We start from the raw sequence: 19418 nt of genomic DNA on the forward strand, positions 1-19418 counted from the left end.
GGTTATGCTCTGTGATTTTTGAGGGCCTGCAAAATGCGTGCGCAGGCCTGGCCGTCGCCATAAGGGTTGTGCGCATGGCTCATCGCCAGCCAGGCGTCTTCGTTGTCCAGCAGCTGGCTGACTTCAGCGACAATTTTGTCAACATCGGTGCCAACCAGTCGGACCGTACCGGCAGCCACCGCTTCCGGACGCTCGGTGGTGTCACGCATCACCAGCACCGGCTTGCCAAGTGAGGGGGCTTCTTCCTGAATACCACCCGAATCGGTGAGGATCAGCCAGGCCCGGTTCATCAGCCAGACAAAAGGCAGGTACTCCTGCGGCTCAATCAGCACGATATTTTCGATGCCGCTCAGAATGCGGTTCACCGGTTCGCTGACATTGGGGTTGAGGTGCACCGGATAAACGATTTGCACCTGCGGATGCTGGCGGGCAATGTGCGCCAGCGCACTGCAAATACGTTCGAAACCGCCGCCAAAACTCTCACGCCGGTGACCGGTGACCAGCACCAGCTTTTTATCCGGGTTGAGGAACGGATAACGCGCCGCCAGCCTGGCATTGAGGTCGGCATCATCCAGCACGCGATCGCGCACCCACAGCAACGCATCAATGACGGTGTTCCCCGTGACGAAAATGCGCTGATCCGGCAGATTTTCATGCAGCAGGTTTTGACGCGAGTTTTCGGTGGGCGTGAAGTGATAACTTGCCAGATGGCCGGTCAGGGTGCGGTTCGCTTCCTCCGGCCACGGTGACATCAGGTTACCGGTACGCAGACCCGCTTCCACATGCCCCACCGGAATTTGGTGATAGAACGCCGCCAGGCTGGCGGCCAGCGTGGTGGTGGTGTCGCCATGCACCAGGACTACATCGGGCCTGAAGTCAGCCAGCACAGTTTTCATGCCCTGCAAAATACGGCAGGTGATCTCTGTCAGGCCCTGCTCCGGGCGCATGATATTGAGATCGTAATCGGGTTGCAGGTTGAACAGACGCAGCACCTGATCGAGCATTTCGCGATGCTGCGCCGTGACGCACAGGCGTGACTCAAACGCAGCATCCTGCGCCAGCGCCTGCACCAGAGGTGCCATTTTGATCGCCTCAGGACGAGTGCCAAATACGGTCAGAACTTTCACGCGGCTTCTCTTAATGACTCGTTGGTAACATCAGGCGCGGACGGCGCACCAATGCAACCCCCGCACCCACCAGCGCGCCGATGACGCCCCACATGATCATCATAAACGCCCGACGTGGACTATTACGTGTCACCGGTTCCTCCGGTGTACGCAGGTAACGATAAGTCTGGAACTGTTTATCCAGCTGGGGTCCGGCCTGCAACGTCGCCAGCATCACCCTGTTTTGATCATAGCTTAAATCGTAGGCAGGTCCGCTTGCCTGCAGAGTATCAAGCTGGGCCTGCAGCATTTGCTGCCCCAGCAGGAAGCGGTCACTGTCCGGCAGGTTCCCGCTATTCGCAACCGCGCGGTTTTCTTTGATGCCCTGCTCGCTGGCGATTTTCAACGCCTGCCCGATACGCTGACGCTGACGTTCGAATACCGCCTGCGCCACATCTTCCTGACGTTTCACCTGCGCCTTTAACTGCTCGCTACGCGCCTGCCAGGCTCCCTGCAACTCCTCATCAAGATGGCGTGCTGCCCGTTCGCTGGCGTAAGCAATGTACTGGCGCAGCAGATTATTGGCATCGCTGGCGCTTTCGGCATTCAGTTTAATGTTATCCAGGGTGTTATGCGCCGGGTCAGCTGGCGTGAACTGGATATTGGTGATCATCTCGTCAAGCAACGCCGCATCGTTGCGGGTATTGCCACTTTTGCGGCTTTTATAGTAGTCAGTCTGTAACCAGAACTCGCGACGCGTATCCCATGAAGCCAGTTGCATGGTGAACTCCTGATACACTTCGTCCATCACCGTGGGTACGGGGGTGTTCAGGTTCAGCGTCGTGTTACGCGCATCAAAGTTATTGATAAATTGCTGCTGGACGAAATAATCGCCCAGCATGTTGACCGTGGGTCGATCGGTAATCGCCGTGGTGCTCCATACCTGTTTCATCAGCATGGAAGCCAGCCATGCCAGCAATGCAAACAGCAGCGCCAGACCCATAATCCAGCGTTTGCCGCGCCACAGTGCACAGCACAGGCCGCGAATATCCAGTTCGTTCTCCACAACGACAGAGGTCATAACAAGGAATCCTTATTCGGGTTCTTAGTAATTATTTTTTAACTTCGCTCGCGCTCTGCCAGCGGCGTTTGATACGGCGAACTTTACGCGCGACGCGCCAGGCGTGTTTCAGGCAATAGCCGTAGAAACAAAACGCCACCAGAAATAGCAACAACATCACCCACTCCGGGATGAAGGCCAGATACTCACCCAATACCCCAATACCCGCAAGGATCGCCGCCGCAGTGGTAATCAACAGGAATGCCTGCCGCGAAGTAAAGCCCGCGCGCATAATCAGATGATGAATGTGCTGGCGGTCGGCAGAAAACGGACTCATCCCCTTACGCAGACGGCGATACATGATGGCAACCATATCCATCAGCGGGATGGCAATCAGCCATAGTGCCGTCACGGGCGTAATCGGGTGGCTCAGACCCTGCGTGGTTTCCAGTAAGATCCAGATGATGGTGAAACCGATCATGGTGCTACCGGCATCACCCATAAACACTTTGTAGCGCCGTCCGAGGAAACCGAGGTTAAGCAGAATATAGGGGATGGTGGCGGCAATCATGGCGAAGCACCACATCGCCAGGCTGCTCTGACCGTCAAAGTACAGAATGATGCCCATCGCACCAAAGGTGACGCAGGATAAGCCCCCCAGCAAACCATCGATACCATCAACCATATTGAAGGCGTTGATCGCCGCCCAAACGGCAAACAGCGTCAGCACGTAGCCAAACGGGCCAACAATCAACTCGAACGGTCCAATGATAAAACCGAGACTGAGTAAATAGAGTTTGGCCCCCACCATCATCACGACGGCAATGGCAGCCTGCACCCCGGCACGAATCTTCACGCTGATGTCGAAGCGATCATCCAGTGCACCGACAAACACCAGCACACCGGCGCAGCTGAGATACAGCAAAGCATGGGGAAGATAGTAGTTGGAAATGATAAAAGCGAAGCAGATCCCCGCGTAGACGGAGATACCCCCGACAAGCGGAATGGCACCATGGTGACGTTTTCTGGAGTTGGGTGTGTCAACCAGCCCAATCTTTTTAGCCGCTTTACGAGCAAAAAACAGGAACGCTAAGGAAAACAGAAAAACTATACCAAGTTCAGTACTCATAGTGAGTAAATTCACATTAACGCTCTCAGCTAAAATCGTGGACAACAATAAGCAATTTTTTCGCCTTTGCCGTTCATCCCGAGTCCTAATTCCGCCTCAGAAGTGTGCGCTTGATTAAAAAATAATCACTTCTGCCACAGTCATTATAAATACTCCCGACAGGCCTAATCCTAATGCCCGAAAATGAAAAACGCCACGTTAAGACGTGGCGTTAGTGATAAATCCTGGCAAATTGTGCGGAAAGAACGGCTGAGGCGCTCTCCGCACCCAACGAGTCAGGAACGCTTCATCATATCGAAGAATTCGTCGTTGGTTTTGGTCATCGCCAGTTTGTTGATGAGGAACTCCATCGCATCGATTTCACCCATCGGATGGATGATTTTGCGCAGGATCCACATCTTCTGCAGTTCTTCAGAAGAAGTCAGCAGCTCTTCTTTACGCGTACCGGAGCGGTTGTAGTCAATCGCCGGGAACACACGTTTTTCCGCAATCTTACGGGAAAGGTGCAGTTCCATGTTGCCCGTACCTTTAAATTCTTCGTAGATGACTTCGTCCATCTTCGAACCGGTATCCACCAGCGCAGTCGCGATGATGGTCAGGCTGCCGCCCTCTTCCACGTTACGTGCCGCACCGAAGAAACGCTTCGGACGATGCAGGGCGTTGGCATCCACACCACCGGTCAACACTTTACCGGAGGCCGGAACAACGGTGTTGTAGGCACGCGCCAGACGGGTGATGGAGTCGAGCAGGATGATCACGTCTTTTTTGTGCTCAACCAGGCGCTTGGCCTTCTCGATCACCATTTCCGCAACCTGCACGTGACGGGAAGCCGGTTCGTCGAAGGTCGATGCGATAACTTCGCCTTTCACCAGGCGCTGCATCTCGGTCACTTCTTCCGGACGTTCGTCAATCAGCAGCACCATCAGCACGCAATCCGGGTGATTGTAAGCGATGCTCTGTGCGATGTTCTGCAGCAGCATGGTTTTACCGGCTTTCGGCGGTGCAACGATCAGACCACGCTGGCCACGGCCAATCGGTGAAGCCAGATCCAGCACACGTGCGGTCAGGTCTTCAGTTGAGCCATTACCCCGCTCCATACGCAGACGGCTGTTTGCGTGCAGCGGCGTGAGGTTTTCGAACAGAATCTTACTACGGGCGTTTTCCGGCTTATCGTAGTTAACTTCATTAACCTTCAGCAGGGCAAAATAACGCTCACCTTCTTTCGGCGGACGGATTTTACCGGAGATGGTGTCACCTGTGCGGAGGTTGAAGCGGCGGATTTGGCTGGGAGAAACGTAGATATCGTCGGGACCGGCGAGGTAGGAGCTGTCTGCAGAGCGGAGGAAACCAAATCCATCCTGCAGTATCTCCAGCACACCATCACCGAAGATGTCTTCACCACTCTTGGCGTGCTGCTTCAGAATGGCGAAAATAATATCCTGCTTGCGCATACGCGCCAGGTTTTCCAGCCCCATATTTTCGCCGAGAGTAATCAGCTCAGAAACCGGCGTATTCTTTAATTCGGTAAGATTCATATGATGGGTTCTTAAACTCGGGGTAATTCTCGAAATGTTTGTCGTGAATGGTATGGCGAATATTCCATGCCTGTTTAATGGCTCTTTATTCGACTCTGCTCGACGGATATCGTCAGGGATGGCGATAAGGGAGCGAGGAGACGGTCGATAATGTTGCCAGGGGTACTAGCCGTCAGATTGCCAAACCACGAAAACGTTCAATGCGAATAGGGTCTGACAAAGGAAATCTTTAGATGCAAACTACAAGGTAAGTGCGTAATGCAGTATTGACAACTTATCACGCTAAAACGGAGACGTCCAGCAGTGGAGAAAAAATTAACCACTGCGGACGAAACACCGCGCTGGGCTTAGCCCAGGTTAGCGTTCAGGAACTCTTTCAGCTGGCCTTTTGACAGTGCGCCAACTTTGGTAGCCGCCACCTCGCCGTTCTTAAACAGCAGCAGGGTCGGAATGCCGCGAATGCCATACTTCGGCGCGGTGCCCGGGTTGTCGTCAATGTTCAACTTGGCGATGGTGAGCTTACCGTCGTACTCTTCTGCGACTTCATCAAGGATCGGCGCGATCATTTTGCAAGGACCACACCATTCAGCCCAGAAATCTACCAGTGTCACACCGTCTGCTTTCAGCACGTCAGTGTCGAAACTGTCATCGGTCAAGTGAACGATTTTATCGCTGCTCATGTTTTACTCCACAAGATTATGCCTGGCGAATTGGCGTAAAATTTACCAACGTAGGTTGACTTTATTTCATCGGATACGCTTTCGTAAAGCGATAGTAAGCTGATATTCTACCACACTATGAGCAAAACACACTTAACAGAACAGAAGTTTTCCGACTTCGCCCTGCACCCAAAGGTAGTGGAAGCCCTTGATAAAAAAGGCTTTCATAACTGCACGCCCATTCAGGCGCTCGCGTTGCCTCTTACGCTTTCAGGGCGTGACGTCGCGGGTCAGGCGCAAACCGGTACCGGCAAAACGATGGCGTTTCTGACGTCAACGTTTCATCATCTTCTTACTCATCCTGCAGCTGAAGGCCGCCAGGTTAATCAGCCGCGCGCGTTGATCATGGCGCCGACGCGTGAACTCGCAGTGCAGATCCATGCTGATGCAGAACCGCTGGCAGCAGCCACCGGCCTGAAGCTGGGTCTTGCCTATGGTGGCGACGGTTACGATAAACAGCTGAAAGTGCTGGAACAGGGCGTGGATATTCTGGTGGGAACCACCGGACGCCTGATTGATTACGCCAAACAGAACCACATCAATCTGGGCGCGATTCAGGTGGTGGTACTGGATGAAGCCGACCGTATGTTCGATCTCGGTTTTATCAAAGACATCCGCTGGGTGTTCCGCCGTATTCCTCCTGCGACACAGCGTCTGAGCATGCTGTTCTCCGCCACGTTGTCGTACCGTGTGCGCGAACTGGCGTTCGAACATATGAACAACGCTGAATACGTGGAAGTGGAACCGGAGCAGAAAACCGGCCATCGCATCAAAGAAGAGCTTTTCTATCCTTCTAACGAAGAGAAAATGCGTCTGCTGCAGACCCTGCTGGAAGAAGAGTGGCCAGATCGCGCCATCGTCTTCGCCAACACCAAGCATCGTTGTGAAGACATCTGGGGCCACCTGGCTGCCGATGGACATCGCGTCGGTTTGCTGACCGGTGATGTGGCACAGAAAAAACGTCTGCGCATTCTCGACGATTTCACCAAAGGTGACGTTGATATCCTGGTGGCAACCGATGTCGCCGCGCGTGGTCTGCATATTCCTGCGGTTACCCACGTGTTTAACTACGATTTGCCCGACGATCGTGAAGATTACGTGCACCGCATTGGCCGTACTGGCCGCGCGGGTGCCAGCGGTCACTCCATCAGCCTGGCGTGTGAAGAGTATGCACTGAACCTGCCAGCCATTGAGGAGTATATCGGTCACGGTATTCCGGTGAGCAAATACAACAGCGAAGCACTGCTGAGTGACCTGCCGCCGCCGAAACGTTTGACCCGTAACCGCTCTGGCAATGGCCCGCGTCGTGGTGGCAACAATGCCAACCGTCGCAGTGGCGCACCGCGTAATAACAACCGTAAACGTTCGGGTTAAGCACACCATGCTAAGCGCATCGTCACTTTATGCTGCGATTGATCTGGGTTCCAACAGCTTTCATATGTTGGTGGTGCGCGAAGTCTCAGGCAGCATTCAGACGGTCGCGCGTATTAAACGCAAAGTGCGTCTGGCTGCCGGTCTGGACAAAGAGAGCCAGCTCTCAGCAGAAGCGATGCAGCGCGGCTGGCAGTGCCTGAAACTTTTCTCCGAACAGCTGCAGGATATTCCTGCTGAGCAGATCCGCGTGGTCGCGACTGCCACGCTGCGTCTTGCCGCGAACGCGCAGGATTTTCTTGCCACCGCAGAGCAGATTCTTGGTTGCCCGGTCAATGTGATCAGCGGCGAAGAAGAAGCCCGACTGATTTATCAGGGCGTGGCGCATACCACCGGCGGTTCCGATCAACGTCTGGTGGTGGACATTGGCGGCGGCAGTACCGAACTGGTCACCGGTGAGGGCTCCCATGCCACCACGCTGTTTAGCCTGTCGATGGGTTGCGTAACCTGGCTGGAGCGCTACTTCAGCGATCGTCATCTGGCAAAGGAGAATTTCGCCCAGGCCGAGCAGGCTGCACGCGAAATGATTCGTCCGGTGGTGGCGTCTCTGCGGGAAAAAGGCTGGCAGATTTGTGTGGGTGCCTCGGGCACCGTGCAGGCGTTACAGGAAATTATGGTGGCGCAGGGGATGGATGAACGTATCACCCTGAGCAAACTGCAACAGCTGAAACAGCGCGCCATTCAGTGCGGCAAGCTGGAAGAGCTGGAAATTGAGGGACTGACGCTGGAACGCGCGTTGGTTTTCCCCAGCGGCCTGTCGATCCTGATCGCTATCTTTCAGGAACTCGGTATCGAGAGCATGACGCTGGCCGGTGGCGCACTGCGCGAGGGCCTGGTCTATGGCATGCTTCATCTGCCGATTGATCGTGATATCCGCAGCCGTACCCTGCAAAACGTGCAGCGTCGTTTTGCCATCGATGTTGATCAGGCCGAACGTGTCCGGCAATTAGCGGAAAGTTTTATTCGCCAGGTAAGTACCAGCTGGAAACTGGATCATCGATGTCGCGATCTCCTTCTCAGTGCCTGTTCTATCCATGAAATTGGCCTGAGCGTCGATTTCCGCCAGGCTTCACAGCACGCCGCTTACCTGATTCGCCACCTCGATCTTCCCGGTTTTACCCCCGCCCAGAAAAAACTACTGGCCTGCCTGTTACAGAACCAGAGCGGCAGCATCGATCTCGCGCTACTGACGCAGCAAAATGCTGTGCCACCGCGCCTGGCTGAGCGTCTGTGCCGTTTGTTGCGTCTGGCGATTATCTTCTCCAGCCGTCGCCGCGATGACACCTTACCGGCGGTACGCTTGCAGGCGGATGATGATGCGTTGCACCTGACGCTGCCAGCAGGCTGGTTGCAGGCGCATCCGTTAAGGGCGGAGTTGCTGGAGCAGGAGAGTCATTATCAGTCGTATGTACATTGGTTATTAACCCTGTCCTGATCTACCCGTAGCGACGCGATTTATCGCGTCGCGGCATTATGACCCCTTCTTCGCGTTCTCCAGCATCGCCCGTAACCCGGCGACACGCGTCTGCCCGGTTTTCATCCGTTCCTCGGCGCTGACCACTTTTTTCTCGCGTTCCCACACCACATCATCCTGCGGCAATTCCAGCAGAAAACGGCTCGGCTCCGGGCGTACCAGCTCGCCATACTGACGTCGCTCGCGGCACAACGTGAAGGTCAGCTCCTTCTGCGCACGGGTAATCCCCACGTACGCCAGACGACGCTCCTCCTCGATATTGTTTTCATCGATGCTGCTCTGGTGCGGCAACAAACCTTCCTCCATCCCCACCAGATAGACATAAGGGAACTCCAGCCCTTTCGAGGCATGCAGCGTCATCAGCTGTACCTGATCGACATCCTCGTCGCTCTCCCCACGTTCCATCATGTCGCGCAAGGTAAAGCGTGTGACCACCTGCGCCAGCGTCATTGGCTCATCCAGCTCGTTTCCTTCCAGCATTTCCGTCATCCACTGGAACAGCATATTGACGTTTTTCATGCGCATTTCAGCCGCCTTCGGGCTGGGTGAGGTTTCAAACAGCCAGCTTTCGTAGTCGATGCCGCGAATCAGGTCACGAACCGCATTCACCGGCTCGCGCTCCGTTAGTTGAATCACCTCATTCAGCCAGCCGGTGAAGCGTTGCAGATGCTCCAGCCCGCGCCCGCTCAGGGTTTGCCCCAACCCCATATCGAAGCTGGCATTGAACATACTCTTATTACGCAGCGTGGCCCACTCGCCGAGTTTTTGCAGGGTAGCCGGTCCGATCTCGCGGCGCGGCGTATTCACAATACGCTGAAAGGCACTGTCATCTTCAGGATTGGTCAGTACACGCAGGTAGGCCAGCAGATCTTTAATCTCCGGTCGCGAGAAGAACGAGGTGCCGCCCGAAATTCGATAGGGAATACGGTTCTGCATCAGCTGCTTCTCGAAAACCCGCGACTGATGGTTGCCGCGGTAGAGAATGGCGTAATCTTTATATTGCGTCTTATTGATAAAGTGATGCGCAATCAACTCTCCCGCGACGCGCTCCGCCTCATGATCTTCATGATTGGCCATCAACACTTTCAGCTCGCTACCGACACCCAGCTCGGAGAACAGGCGCTTCTCAAACACATGTGGATTGTTGGCAATCAGGATATTGGCGGCTTTGAGGATGCGCTGTGAGGAACGGTAATTCTGCTCCAGCTTCACCACCTCCAGTGCCGGAAAATCTTCTTTCAGCAGCACCAGGTTTTGCGGACGCGCACCACGCCAGGAATAGATCGACTGATCATCATCGCCCACCACGGTAAAACGCGCCCGTGCGCCCACCAGCAGTTTGACCAATTCGTACTGGCTGGTGTTGGTGTCCTGATATTCATCCACCAGCAGGTAACGAATGCGCTGCTGCCAGCGCTCGCGGACTTCCTGATTACGTTTCAGCAACAGCGTCGGCAGCAGGATCAAATCGTCAAAATCCAGCACGTTACAGGCTTTCAGGTGTTGATCGTACAGCTGGTAGCAGTGGGCAAAAATCTGGTCACGCTGTGACTTCGCCAGCCCCACCGCGCCCTGTGGATCCACCAGGTCATTTTTCCAGTGGGAAATGGTGGAAATCAGTTGCTGCAACAGCGTCTTGTCTTCTTCCAGCCATTGTTTGGTCAGGTCTTTCAGCAGCGCCAGCTGATCCTGATCGTCAAACAACGAAAAGGTGGATTTCATGCCCAGCGCGGCATATTCGCGCTTAATGATTTCCAGCCCAAGGGTATGGAAGGTGGAGATCATCAGGCCGCGCGCCTCTTTGCGCCCCAGCGTCTGCGCCACACGTTCCTTCATCTCGCGCGAGGCCTTGTTGGTAAAGGTCACGGCGGCGATGTGACGCGCCTGGTATCCGCACTCGCGGATCAGATGGGCAATTTTATTGGTGATTACACGGGTTTTACCCGAGCCAGCACCGGCCAGCACCAGGCAGGGACCGGTGACAAATTCGACAGCACGTTGTTGGCCGGGGTTTAAACGCATAGCGGAATTTCACTCAGTTAAATCAGAAGGAGGCGGGTATAATGCGCGACGATTATACACAACTGAGACCGAATCATGGCGAAAACTGCGGCGGCTTTACACATCCTGGTGAAGGATGAAGCACAGGCAAAAGCGCTGCTGGCCCAGCTGGAAAAAGGCGCGAACTTCCAGCAGCTGGCAAAAAAACACTCCACCTGCCCCTCCGGGCGTAACGGCGGCGATTTGGGCGAGTTCCGCAAAGGCCAGATGGTGCCAGCCTTTGATAAGGCGGTGTTCAGCTGCCCGTTACTGCAACCTTACGGACCGGTGAAAACCGCCTTTGGTTACCACATCATCAAGGTGCTGTGGCGTAACTGATCATTTCTTCTGCTTCATCTGCTGCAACACCTTGCTGCATTGATTACTATCCGTGTCGCTCGGCGAAACCAGTGCCAGCAGTGCCGCAGCCGGTGCCAGCACGGTACCCAGCGCCACGGCAGCGGCACCACGGGCAATCAACGGCCCGGCTTTCACCCCGGCGTCGGGGCTTTTAAAGGTGCCGCGCACGTAAAGCGGTGAACGCAGCGTAATGATGCGCACGCCTTTACTTTCGGGGTCGATGGTTAAATCAAGACGTTCATTGGCGAAGTTGGCGCTGCCCGACACATTAATCACCGCGTTCTCAGTATCAAACACAAACAGCTGTGGCGTCGCCAGCCCATTGCGGATGTTGAGATTAGTGGCGGCGCAGTTGATACGCACCTCATCATCGCCAAAAATCTTACCAACCACATAGTTGCCGACATTCAGCCCGGCGATCTCCATCAGGCTACGGCTGATCAGCCCGTCGTTCATCAGCAGCTTCAGCTCACCGTTGCTGGTTGCCAGCAAATCCGCCACCGAATTACCGGTGCCGCTCAGCGTCGCGTCACCATTTAGCTGACCCAGGCTTTTCTGCATCGCCTGCACGCCAGGAAATAGCCGACGCAGCATCAGTTTGCGTACATGCAAATCCGCACGACCGCGCATCGGCGTGCGATCACCCTCCAGATGGATGGTGGCGTTGAGCGTCCCTCCCGCCATACCAAAACGCAGCGGATCGAGACGTAAATCGCCGTTATTCAGCTGTAAATGGGTATAAAGATCGCTTAACGGCAGCGAATTGCTGTGTTCGATACGTTTGCCGCTGAATTTCACATCGGCATCCATCGCGTTCCAGCTTTTGGTCGCAAACTTATCGTGCGGCAGTACGCGATCGGCGGGTTGCGTTGAGGCTTCGCCACGCTGCGCTTTCGCCTGTTGCGTTTTCTCGCTGCCCTTACCGGAGTTGACGCCAATCAGCGGCCCCAGGTCAGCCATGCGCAGCTGATTTGAGGACAGTTCGCCGGTCAGCATCGGACGCGGTTTTTGCTGGCGATAAACCAGCGATCCATGAATATCGCTGTCACCGATATGGCCGTTAAAGTTTTCATAGCGGAACGATGGCCCTTTGTCCTCGTTGAAGCGCGCGATCAGGTGCCCATCGGTTTCATACGGCGGCGTATCCGGCAACAACACGCCGGTTAAACCATACAAATTCGCCAGCGTGTCGCCCGCGAAGCGCAGGCGCACATCCAGTCCGCCGAGATTGAGTGGGTCCTGCAAAGTGCCATCAACGCGCACCCGCGTGGTGCCATTACGCACATCAACCTGCAACGGGAACGGCGTGGTCTGGCTGCGCAGCGACAACATGCCACCGATTTTGCCTTCACCATCGAGGCGTTGATTGTTGTAAGTGCCGCTGGCTTTCCAGCCAAACACAAAGTCACCCGCGCCCTGCTGCTTATCATTGCCGCCCGCCACCTGCGCGTAAGGCACCGGTTTGCCCAGCGGATTGATGGTGACGCTGACATCGGCTTTGTTAATGGCATCGAGATAGCGGATCTGCCCCTGATCAAACAGAATATTATCGAGGCGGAACGACCACGCCGAAGGCGCAGCACTGGCATCGCTGGTTTGGCTGCTGGCGAGGTTGAAAGTCCAGTTGTTTTGTTTGTCGGCGGTTTGTACCAGGCGGGCATCGGGTTGTTGCAGCTTGATCCACGGCAGATAAACCTGCTTATGCAGCAACGCCAGCGGCGCTAAGGTCGCTTCGGCCCGCTGTAAATGCACCATGGTGACATCCGCAATCGCCGGGGGATTGCCCAGCATAATGTCATCGGCATGGACCTGCGGCCATGGCACCCAGCTGCGCCAGCCTGGTTCTGCGCGATTGCGCACCCAGCTGACACCTAAATCGCCGCGAATGGCGAAAGGTCGATTCAGTTCTGCCGAGACTTTCTGGTTGATGGTTGGTTTCAGGCGGTTCCAGTCAAAGGTTGCAATCACAACCACGACCACCACAACCAGCAACAAAAAAATCCCGATAACCCAGCTCAGGACTTTTCCTGTTCGAGACATGCTGCTTCCTCCTTGCCCTTTCACGTCTCATTTAAAGATAGTCGAGACGTTAAAGAACGGCATCAGGGAAGCGCTAAGGCCATGTTTTCCAGTTCGCTAAACGGAACCGGGCGGGAGAAGAAATAACCTTGCGCGGCCAGCGCCGGAGAGCTGCGCACCTGCTGCCACTCTTCCTCGGTTTCCACACCCTCGACGATGACGCCGTTGCAATAACGATTGATCAGCGCCAGCAACATGGAAAACAGCGTGCGCCCTTCTTCGGTGGAACGCAGCAGAATAAACAGCTCACGCGATAGCTTGATATAGTCGTAACGCAGTTCAGTCAGTGCTGAAAAGTTCGCCATGCCGGAGCCGAAATCATCCAGCCACAGCGGGCCAAGTTCTGGCATCTGCGCGATCATCTCTTCCTGTGGCAACACATGGTGTTCGGTGAGTTCAAAACGTACCCATGGCAGTTGGGCAATCAGGCTGCGGATCTGTGGATGTTGCTGAATCGCCAGCAGCGTCGGGCCATCAATATTGACCGATGCCACCAGCTGACGCTGACAAAACAGCACCGACCACTGCATCAGCAGCTCAAGCTGTTCCTGTACCACATCGAGACGCTGCGCAATATCCAGCGCGTCAAAATAAATTTCCGGCGAAAGCCTTTTTTCTGGTGCGGATGGGTGCGTCACCGCAGTCAGTAATTCAATAGCCAGCAAGCGGCCTGAGACCTGGTAGATCGGCTGGAAAGTATAGAATCGTTGGCACTGCTGCCAGAAGAGACGCGTTTCCTGTTGTTGCTCCAGTTCAATTGAAGAAGGCAGCCGATGACTTAATTTCTTCATCACCATGGTTTTTTCCTGGTAGGTGGTGAGTGCCTGCAAATAGCATCTCAGCGGCAATTATCGGCTATCACCTGGATAACTTTATCAACCGAGCAGCCACACGAGCTCTTGAGTGTAACAGCGCATGTCGCGCTTAATCGGTAAAACAAACCACGGTTTGGCCGCTAAATCACCGCTGAAGCACCACTTTTCTGCCTTAAGTGGAATTAAAACACCGTTTTGAAAAACATTGACGGCTGCCATACCAGACGCGAGACTAGAGGCAGAATTCACTACAGGCCGAAGACCATGACGCAGAAGAAAATCGCCATCATTGGCGAATGCATGATTGAGCTGTCCGAAAAAGGTGAGAACATCAAACGCGGTTTTGGCGGCGATACGCTGAACACCGCGGTATATCTGGCGCGCCAGTCTGCCTCAGAGCAGCTGCGCGTGGATTACGTTACCGCACTCGGCACCGACAGCTTCAGTGACCAGATGATTGCCGCCTGGCAACAGGAACAGGTGCAGACCGATTTAATCCAGCGGCTCGACAATAAAATGCCCGGCCTGTACTTCATCGAAACCGATGAACACGGCGAGCGTACCTTCTGGTACTGGCGCAGCGATGCCGCCGCACGCTACTGGCTCGATAGCCCGCAATCTGACGCGATTTGCCAGCAGCTGGCACATTACGATTATCTCTATCTGAGCGGCATTAGTCTGGCGATTTTACCCGCTGCCAGCCGCGAGAAGTTAATGGCGCTGCTCAGTGCCTGTCGCCGCAACGGCGGCAAAGTCATTTTCGATAATAACTATCGTCCGCGCCTGTGGGCAGATAAGGCCAGCGCGCAGCAGGCCTATGCCGCCATGCTGCAAAACACCGATATCGCCTTCCTGACACTGGATGATGAGCATCTGCTGTGGGGCGAGCAGCCGCTGGAAACAGTGATTGCCCGCACACGTACGGCAGGTGTCGCGGAAATTGTCATCAAACGCGGAGCGGAATCCTGCCTGGTGGCGGTGGGTGATGCGCCGCTGGTCGATGTGCCCGCCATTAAACTGGCGAAAGAAAAAGTGATCGATACCACTGCCGCCGGGGATTCATTCAGCGCAGGGTATCTGGCGCTGCGCCTGCAGGGTGCCGAACCGGATGCCGCTGCTGCACGCGGTCACCTTACCGCCAGCACGGTGATTCAGCATCGTGGCGCAATTATCCCACTGAGTGCCATGCCGCAGTAACAGGACCACGCCCTGCCAGTCAGGGCGTTTTTTCGCCAGCCAATCATCATTCCGGCTAACAACACCAACCTGAAAATTTCCCTTAAATCCACATTTATCACGGTAAATTTTGCTTATTACCTGATGCAATCCAAAACCCCTCCAGAACGGGTAACAGCACTTTAGCCACACTTAAGATCTAATTTTAAATTCAATGAGTTATGGCAACAAAAATGTGCGCCAGGTATTGTCCGAATCTCTGCTAATCGCCGGTTTTCGGCTGGACGATCGCCGCAAAAAAGACCATGTTTTAATCAACAACAGCAGGAGGCTGTTGATCCGGCCGCGACAACAAGAAAGACAACATAACTCGCTCAGGACTGATTTATGCACACAGAAATTATTAATATCTGGCCGCACGGTGATGCCCCGGGTGCCAGCGACTCACGCGCACAGCCGCAAATTGTCGATCTCGCCAAAGAATATGAACCCTACGATCGCGCCGCCACGGGCGTACGCTGCCCGGAAATGGCGATCTGGCATCCACAGGACTCCAACGGCATCACGCTGCTGGTCGCCCCGGGTGGTGGTTATCAGCGGGTACTCATCGATCGGGAAGGCAGCGCACTGGCAACCTTCTTCACCTCGATGGGATATACACTGGCGGTGATGACCTACCGTTTACCCTATGACGGCCATCATGAAGGCCCGGATGCCCCACTGGCAGATGCGCAACGGGCGGTACGGGTATTGCGCGAACGCGCGCAGCGTGGGATGAACGGCAAATATATTGTGATGATGGGCTTCTCCGCAGGCGGACATGTCGCCGCCAGCCTCGGCACGCGGTTCGCCGAGAAAATCTATCCGGTGCAAGATCAGGCGGACAGCTTTTCCCCTCGGCCCGACGCGATGGTGCTGATTTACCCGGTGATCAGCATGCGTGATGGTCTGGCACACGAAAGTGCGCGCACCCGCCTGCTGGGCGCCTGGCCGGATCAGAAAACCATTGAGGCTTATTCGCTGGAAACCCGGGTGCATAACCAAACGCCACCGACGTTGCTGATCCACGCGGCGGACGATGAGACGGTATCAGTCAATAACAGCATGGTGTTCTTTAGCGCGCTGCGCGAAAACCAGGTTCCGGCAGAAATTCATTTCTATCAGAAAGGCGGCCACGGATTTGGCATCCGTGGCGTCGCCGATTTGCCGTTAGCCAGCTGGCCGATGCTGGTGACCGAGTGGCTGCGGGCCAAAACCTGACACTCAAGACGACGGCGGAGCCAGCTCGCTACCGCTGGCATTGCCGTCGTTTTTGCCATCATCCGGCGTGGCTGGCGTCACAGGGGTCGCTGGCGGGGCCATCACTTTATCCCAGCCTTCCTGCAACATCTTCACATTGGTCTCCGCTTCACCTTCCGGCTGAATCAGCACCATGGTCAGCTCCTGCGACAGTTGCTGACGCAATTCCTGATTGAGCTGGTCACGGGTTAAACTGCCGAGAAATGCCTGGCGCAGCTTCTGATACTGCTCTGGCGCGATATCTACCACCGCATTTTGCTGCGAGCGCAGACGTTGTCCCATCAGAATATCCGTGTCGGTGCGTGCATAGGTAGCGAACAGCTTGTTCAGCTCCAGCAGTTTCTGCGCCATCAGCGCATCAAACTCATCCTGCGGTAAGCCTTTATCACGAATCGCCGCCAGCTCTTTCGCCACCAGATTCATATTCTGTTGCAGCGAGGCGTTAGGGCTATCCATATTGATGGCGCACTGTGCACGCTGATACAGCACACGGCAATCAAAGCCGACCTGCACGCTTTGCGCTTTGCTATCGCCCAGCGCACGCTGCACATGCCAGAACAACGCCTCACGCGCCAGGTCGCTCTGCCAATAATGTTCCAGGTTTTGCGAATCACGAATTGGCTGCCACGCGGTGTCCCACACCAGCGATAAGCGATCCTGACTCATCCCACCGTTCACCAGGTTCACCGGCTGATGCGGCAACGGCGACAGCGTCGGCATCGCCGCCGGTGACAGCCGTTTGCCCTGCAGGGACGAGAACGCTTTATTAATCTGCTCCGCCAGCCCGCGGCTATCGACATTACCGACCACGTACAGCGTCATAGCATCGGGCGTGTACCACTGTTGATAAAACGTTTTCAGCTGCGCAATATCCACCGGCGCACGCGGCTGCTGGCCGGGGTCGTGCGCCAACAGCGCGGAGCCTTTCAGACGATAGCGCCACCAGACATCCTGGGTATTGGGTGGCCAGGTGGCGATGGGATCGGACGCGCTCAGAGCGCTTGCCACCACCTGTTCATTCAGCGTCATTTTGCCTGCGGTTGCCGACAGCCAGCTCAGCGCTTCTTTCAGCAGTTCCGGCCGGTTATTGGGCAGGCTCAGATTATATTGGGTGAAATCATACGACGAAATCGCCGGTGGCAATGGACGATGGGGATCCATCGCCTGCTGCCACAGCGCGCGTTGCTGATTGGTGTCGAGCGCGGTGTTATGCACCAACGCCAGACGTGGCAACAAATGGCTGAAACCGGTTTGCTGTGCACTCTCCACCAGCGAACCGGTATTAACGATCAGACGTAGCTCAATACGGTCACTGGGACGCTGCGGCGTAGTCAGCAGCTGCCAGCTAAAACCATTGTCCAGTTTGCCTTCCTGCCAGGCGGGATCAGGCTGGAGCGTTTCGGCGTGTACGCTGAAACCGGATGCCGCCAGCAGCCATCCGCCAACCAAAAGCCGAATTCTGGTGCCCTGCATGTGAACCCCTATCAAACAGATCAACACTCGTTATCACGGCACGTTCGGTCGCACTTAACAGCGACCGGTGCGGCAATTTGCCGCCACGTTTATTCTTCAACTGACTCTTTGACCACAAGATGGCCAGGAAGTCGCGCAACGAGGTGAAAAACCGGGAAAAAAATCAATGGGGTTTATTATGCAAATGCCCGCTGTGAGGGCAAGTCACAGCGGGCATTTCCCGGCAAATTAACGCAATTGCTGCTTTACAGTGAAGATTCTGGTGCGTTTTTTACCTTTTTCGCTGAAGAAAGCGTCTCCTGCAATTGCTGCTCATCCAGCTGACCGACCCACTTCGCCACCACCACCGTCGCCACACCATTACCGACGAGGTTAGTTAATGCACGCGCTTCGGACATAAACCGGTCAATGCCGAGAATCAACGCCAGACCCGCCACCGGCAGATGTCCCACCGCCGACAAGGTGGCAGCCAGCACGATAAAGCCACTACCGGTCACACCCGCTGCACCTTTCGATGACAGTAGCAGCACCACCAGCAGGGTGATCTGATGAAAGACGTCCATATGCGCGTTGGTCGCCTGGGCGATAAACACTGCGGCCATCGTCAGATAAATCGAGGTGCCATCGAGGTTAAACGAGTAACCCGTTGGGATCACCAGCCCCACCACCGACTTCTTACAACCGAGGCGCTCCATCTTATCCAGCATACGCGGCAGCGCGGATTCTGAAGAGGAGGTACCCAGCACGATCAGCAACTCTTCTTTGATGTAAGCCACGAATTTAAAGATGTTGAAACCGGCAACGCGGGCAATCAGCCCCAGCACCACCACCACGAACAAAATACAGGTGATATAGAAGCAAATAATCAGCTGGCCGAGCTGCACCAGTGAGCCGACACCGTATTTACCGATGGTGAACGCCATGGCACCGAAAGCACCAATCGGAGCCAGACGCATAATCATATTGATGATGCCGAAGATGGTTTTAGAGAAGCTTTCGATCACGTTAAAAATCAGCGTGCCTTTATCACCGAGGCGATGCAGGGCAAAACCGAACAAAATCGCGAACAACAGCACCTGCAGGATGTTGCCGCTGGCAAAGGCACCGATCACGCTGTTCGGGATCACATCCAGCAGGAAGGCAACCACACCCTGCTGTTCCGCCTGCTGGGCATAAACGGCAACCGCTTTAGCGTCCAGCGTGGCAGGGTCAATGTTCATTCCCGCGCCCGGCTGAATCACGTTGACCACAATCAGGCCGATAATCAGTGCGATGGTACTGACAATTTCAAAATAGAGCAGCGCAACCGCGCCAGTCCGCCCAACTGCTTTCATGCTCTCCATGCCGGCAATACCGGTCACCACCGTACAGAAAATCACGGGGGCGATGATCATCTTGATCAACTTAACAAAGCCATCTCCGAGCGGCTTCATCTGCGCGCCTAACTCAGGATAAAAATGGCCTAACAGAACGCCGATGCCAATGGCAACCAGCACCTGAAAATAGAGGCTTTTAAACAGCGAGGTTTTCATAACAGGTGTCCAGTGAAGACGGATTTCACCGTCATTTATTTAATAATTTGATGAGGTCGTTGCGGGATCCGGGAAGACCCTGCCGACCTCAGGGAAAATAACATCCGGTTAACAGGATTAATATAGGGTTACATTCCTTACAAAAGTTACAAAACTCTAACTATGAACTGAAACGCTTCAGCAAGCGAGC

15 protein-coding genes are annotated in these 19418 nt (G+C 55.0%); 5 read left to right on the plus strand and 10 right to left on the minus strand.

Features of this window, described 5'->3' with window-relative positions; all coding sequences use genetic code 11:
• Positions 1–2: 2 nt before the first annotated feature.
• The 5 genes from wecB to trxA form a co-directional block, all read right to left on the minus strand.
• Entirely contained in the window at positions 3–1127 is a 1125-nt protein-coding gene (gene wecB / locus RCF31_RS12145; protein ID WP_299455425.1) for a non-hydrolyzing UDP-N-acetylglucosamine 2-epimerase, read from the minus strand.
• A gap of 10 nt (positions 1128–1137) precedes the next feature.
• Positions 1138–2187, minus strand: coding sequence for an ECA polysaccharide chain length modulation protein (gene wzzE, locus RCF31_RS12150; RefSeq protein WP_416410675.1), 1050 nt, complete (start codon positions 2185–2187; stop codon positions 1138–1140).
• 31 nt (positions 2188–2218) lie between these two features.
• Positions 2219–3295 (minus strand): UDP-N-acetylglucosamine--undecaprenyl-phosphate N-acetylglucosaminephosphotransferase, encoded by a 1077-nt coding sequence (gene wecA, locus RCF31_RS12155; RefSeq protein ID WP_299455429.1) that lies wholly within the window; start codon positions 3293–3295, stop codon positions 2219–2221.
• A 275-nt stretch (positions 3296–3570) separates the two neighbouring features.
• Positions 3571–4830, minus strand: coding sequence for a transcription termination factor Rho (rho, locus tag RCF31_RS12160; RefSeq protein WP_013507337.1), 1260 nt, complete (start codon positions 4828–4830; stop codon positions 3571–3573).
• A gap of 347 nt (positions 4831–5177) precedes the next feature.
• Positions 5178–5510, minus strand: a complete 333-nt coding sequence (gene trxA, locus RCF31_RS12165; protein ID WP_021183775.1) for a thioredoxin TrxA — start codon at positions 5508–5510, stop codon at positions 5178–5180.
• Positions 5511–5627: 117 nt separating this feature from the next.
• On the opposite strand from trxA, the gene rhlB reads away from it, so the two are divergent.
• Both rhlB and ppx read left to right on the plus strand, forming a co-directional pair.
• Positions 5628–6923 (plus strand): ATP-dependent RNA helicase RhlB, encoded by a 1296-nt coding sequence (rhlB, locus tag RCF31_RS12170; protein ID WP_084871699.1) that lies wholly within the window; start codon positions 5628–5630, stop codon positions 6921–6923.
• Positions 6924–6930: 7 nt separating this feature from the next.
• Entirely contained in the window at positions 6931–8415 is a 1485-nt protein-coding gene (gene ppx, locus RCF31_RS12175; RefSeq protein ID WP_299455795.1) for an exopolyphosphatase, read from the plus strand.
• 36 nt (positions 8416–8451) lie between these two features.
• On the opposite strand, the gene rep is transcribed toward ppx, so the two are convergent.
• Positions 8452–10476, minus strand: a complete 2025-nt coding sequence (gene rep / locus RCF31_RS12180) for a DNA helicase Rep (protein ID WP_416410679.1) — start codon at positions 10474–10476, stop codon at positions 8452–8454.
• Positions 10477–10551: 75 nt separating this feature from the next.
• Between rep and ppiC the strand changes: the two genes are divergently transcribed.
• Positions 10552–10833, plus strand: coding sequence for a peptidylprolyl isomerase PpiC (ppiC, locus tag RCF31_RS12185; RefSeq protein ID WP_084871696.1), 282 nt, complete (start codon positions 10552–10554; stop codon positions 10831–10833).
• On the opposite strand, the gene RCF31_RS12190 is transcribed toward ppiC, so the two are convergent.
• Positions 10834–12894, minus strand: a complete 2061-nt coding sequence (locus tag RCF31_RS12190) for an AsmA family protein (RefSeq protein WP_416410681.1) — start codon at positions 12892–12894, stop codon at positions 10834–10836.
• Positions 12895–12956: 62 nt separating this feature from the next.
• Complete coding sequence (pdeH, locus tag RCF31_RS12195; RefSeq protein WP_299455443.1) at positions 12957–13730, minus strand: cyclic-guanylate-specific phosphodiesterase; 774 nt, start codon at positions 13728–13730, stop codon at positions 12957–12959.
• 282 nt (positions 13731–14012) lie between these two features.
• On the opposite strand from pdeH, the gene RCF31_RS12200 reads away from it, so the two are divergent.
• A complete protein-coding gene (locus RCF31_RS12200) occupies positions 14013–14945 on the plus strand; it encodes a sugar kinase (protein ID WP_416410684.1) in 933 nt (310 codons plus the stop codon).
• A gap of 366 nt (positions 14946–15311) precedes the next feature.
• Positions 15312–16184, plus strand: a complete 873-nt coding sequence (locus tag RCF31_RS12205; RefSeq protein ID WP_416410686.1) for an alpha/beta hydrolase — start codon at positions 15312–15314, stop codon at positions 16182–16184.
• A gap of 3 nt (positions 16185–16187) precedes the next feature.
• On the opposite strand, the gene RCF31_RS12210 is transcribed toward RCF31_RS12205, so the two are convergent.
• Entirely contained in the window at positions 16188–17696 is a 1509-nt protein-coding gene (locus tag RCF31_RS12210) for a M16 family metallopeptidase (protein ID WP_416410688.1), read from the minus strand.
• Positions 17697–17941: 245 nt separating this feature from the next.
• Entirely contained in the window at positions 17942–19228 is a 1287-nt protein-coding gene (locus tag RCF31_RS12215) for a dicarboxylate/amino acid:cation symporter (protein ID WP_299455451.1), read from the minus strand.
• Between the last annotated feature and the right edge of the window lie 190 nt (positions 19229–19418).

It is taken from the genome of Pantoea sp. App145 (genome assembly GCF_047947045.1).
In the GTDB taxonomy this organism is placed as follows: Bacteria; Pseudomonadota; Gammaproteobacteria; order Enterobacterales; family Enterobacteriaceae; genus Pantoea.

Coding starts and splice junctions, on each gene's coding strand:
- rep (WP_416410679.1), bottom strand. CDS start 10,476: ATGCGTTTAAACCCCGGCCAACAACGTGCTGTCGAATTTGTCACCGGT.
- pdeH (WP_299455443.1), bottom strand. CDS start 13,730: ATGGTGATGAAGAAATTAAGTCATCGGCTGCCTTCTTCAATTGAACTG.
- trxA (WP_021183775.1), bottom strand. CDS start 5,510: ATGAGCAGCGATAAAATCGTTCACTTGACCGATGACAGTTTCGACACT.
- wecA (WP_299455429.1), bottom strand. CDS start 3,295: ATGAGTACTGAACTTGGTATAGTTTTTCTGTTTTCCTTAGCGTTCCTG.
- wzzE (WP_416410675.1), bottom strand. CDS start 2,187: ATGACCTCTGTCGTTGTGGAGAACGAACTGGATATTCGCGGCCTGTGC.
- RCF31_RS12205 (WP_416410686.1), top strand. CDS start 15,312: ATGCACACAGAAATTATTAATATCTGGCCGCACGGTGATGCCCCGGGT.
- ppx (WP_299455795.1), top strand. CDS start 6,931: ATGCTAAGCGCATCGTCACTTTATGCTGCGATTGATCTGGGTTCCAAC.
- rhlB (WP_084871699.1), top strand. CDS start 5,628: ATGAGCAAAACACACTTAACAGAACAGAAGTTTTCCGACTTCGCCCTG.
- rho (WP_013507337.1), bottom strand. CDS start 4,830: ATGAATCTTACCGAATTAAAGAATACGCCGGTTTCTGAGCTGATTACT.
- RCF31_RS12200 (WP_416410684.1), top strand. CDS start 14,013: ATGACGCAGAAGAAAATCGCCATCATTGGCGAATGCATGATTGAGCTG.
- ppiC (WP_084871696.1), top strand. CDS start 10,552: ATGGCGAAAACTGCGGCGGCTTTACACATCCTGGTGAAGGATGAAGCA.
- RCF31_RS12210 (WP_416410688.1), bottom strand. CDS start 17,696: ATGCAGGGCACCAGAATTCGGCTTTTGGTTGGCGGATGGCTGCTGGCG.
- RCF31_RS12190 (WP_416410681.1), bottom strand. CDS start 12,894: ATGTCTCGAACAGGAAAAGTCCTGAGCTGGGTTATCGGGATTTTTTTG.
- RCF31_RS12215 (WP_299455451.1), bottom strand. CDS start 19,228: ATGAAAACCTCGCTGTTTAAAAGCCTCTATTTTCAGGTGCTGGTTGCC.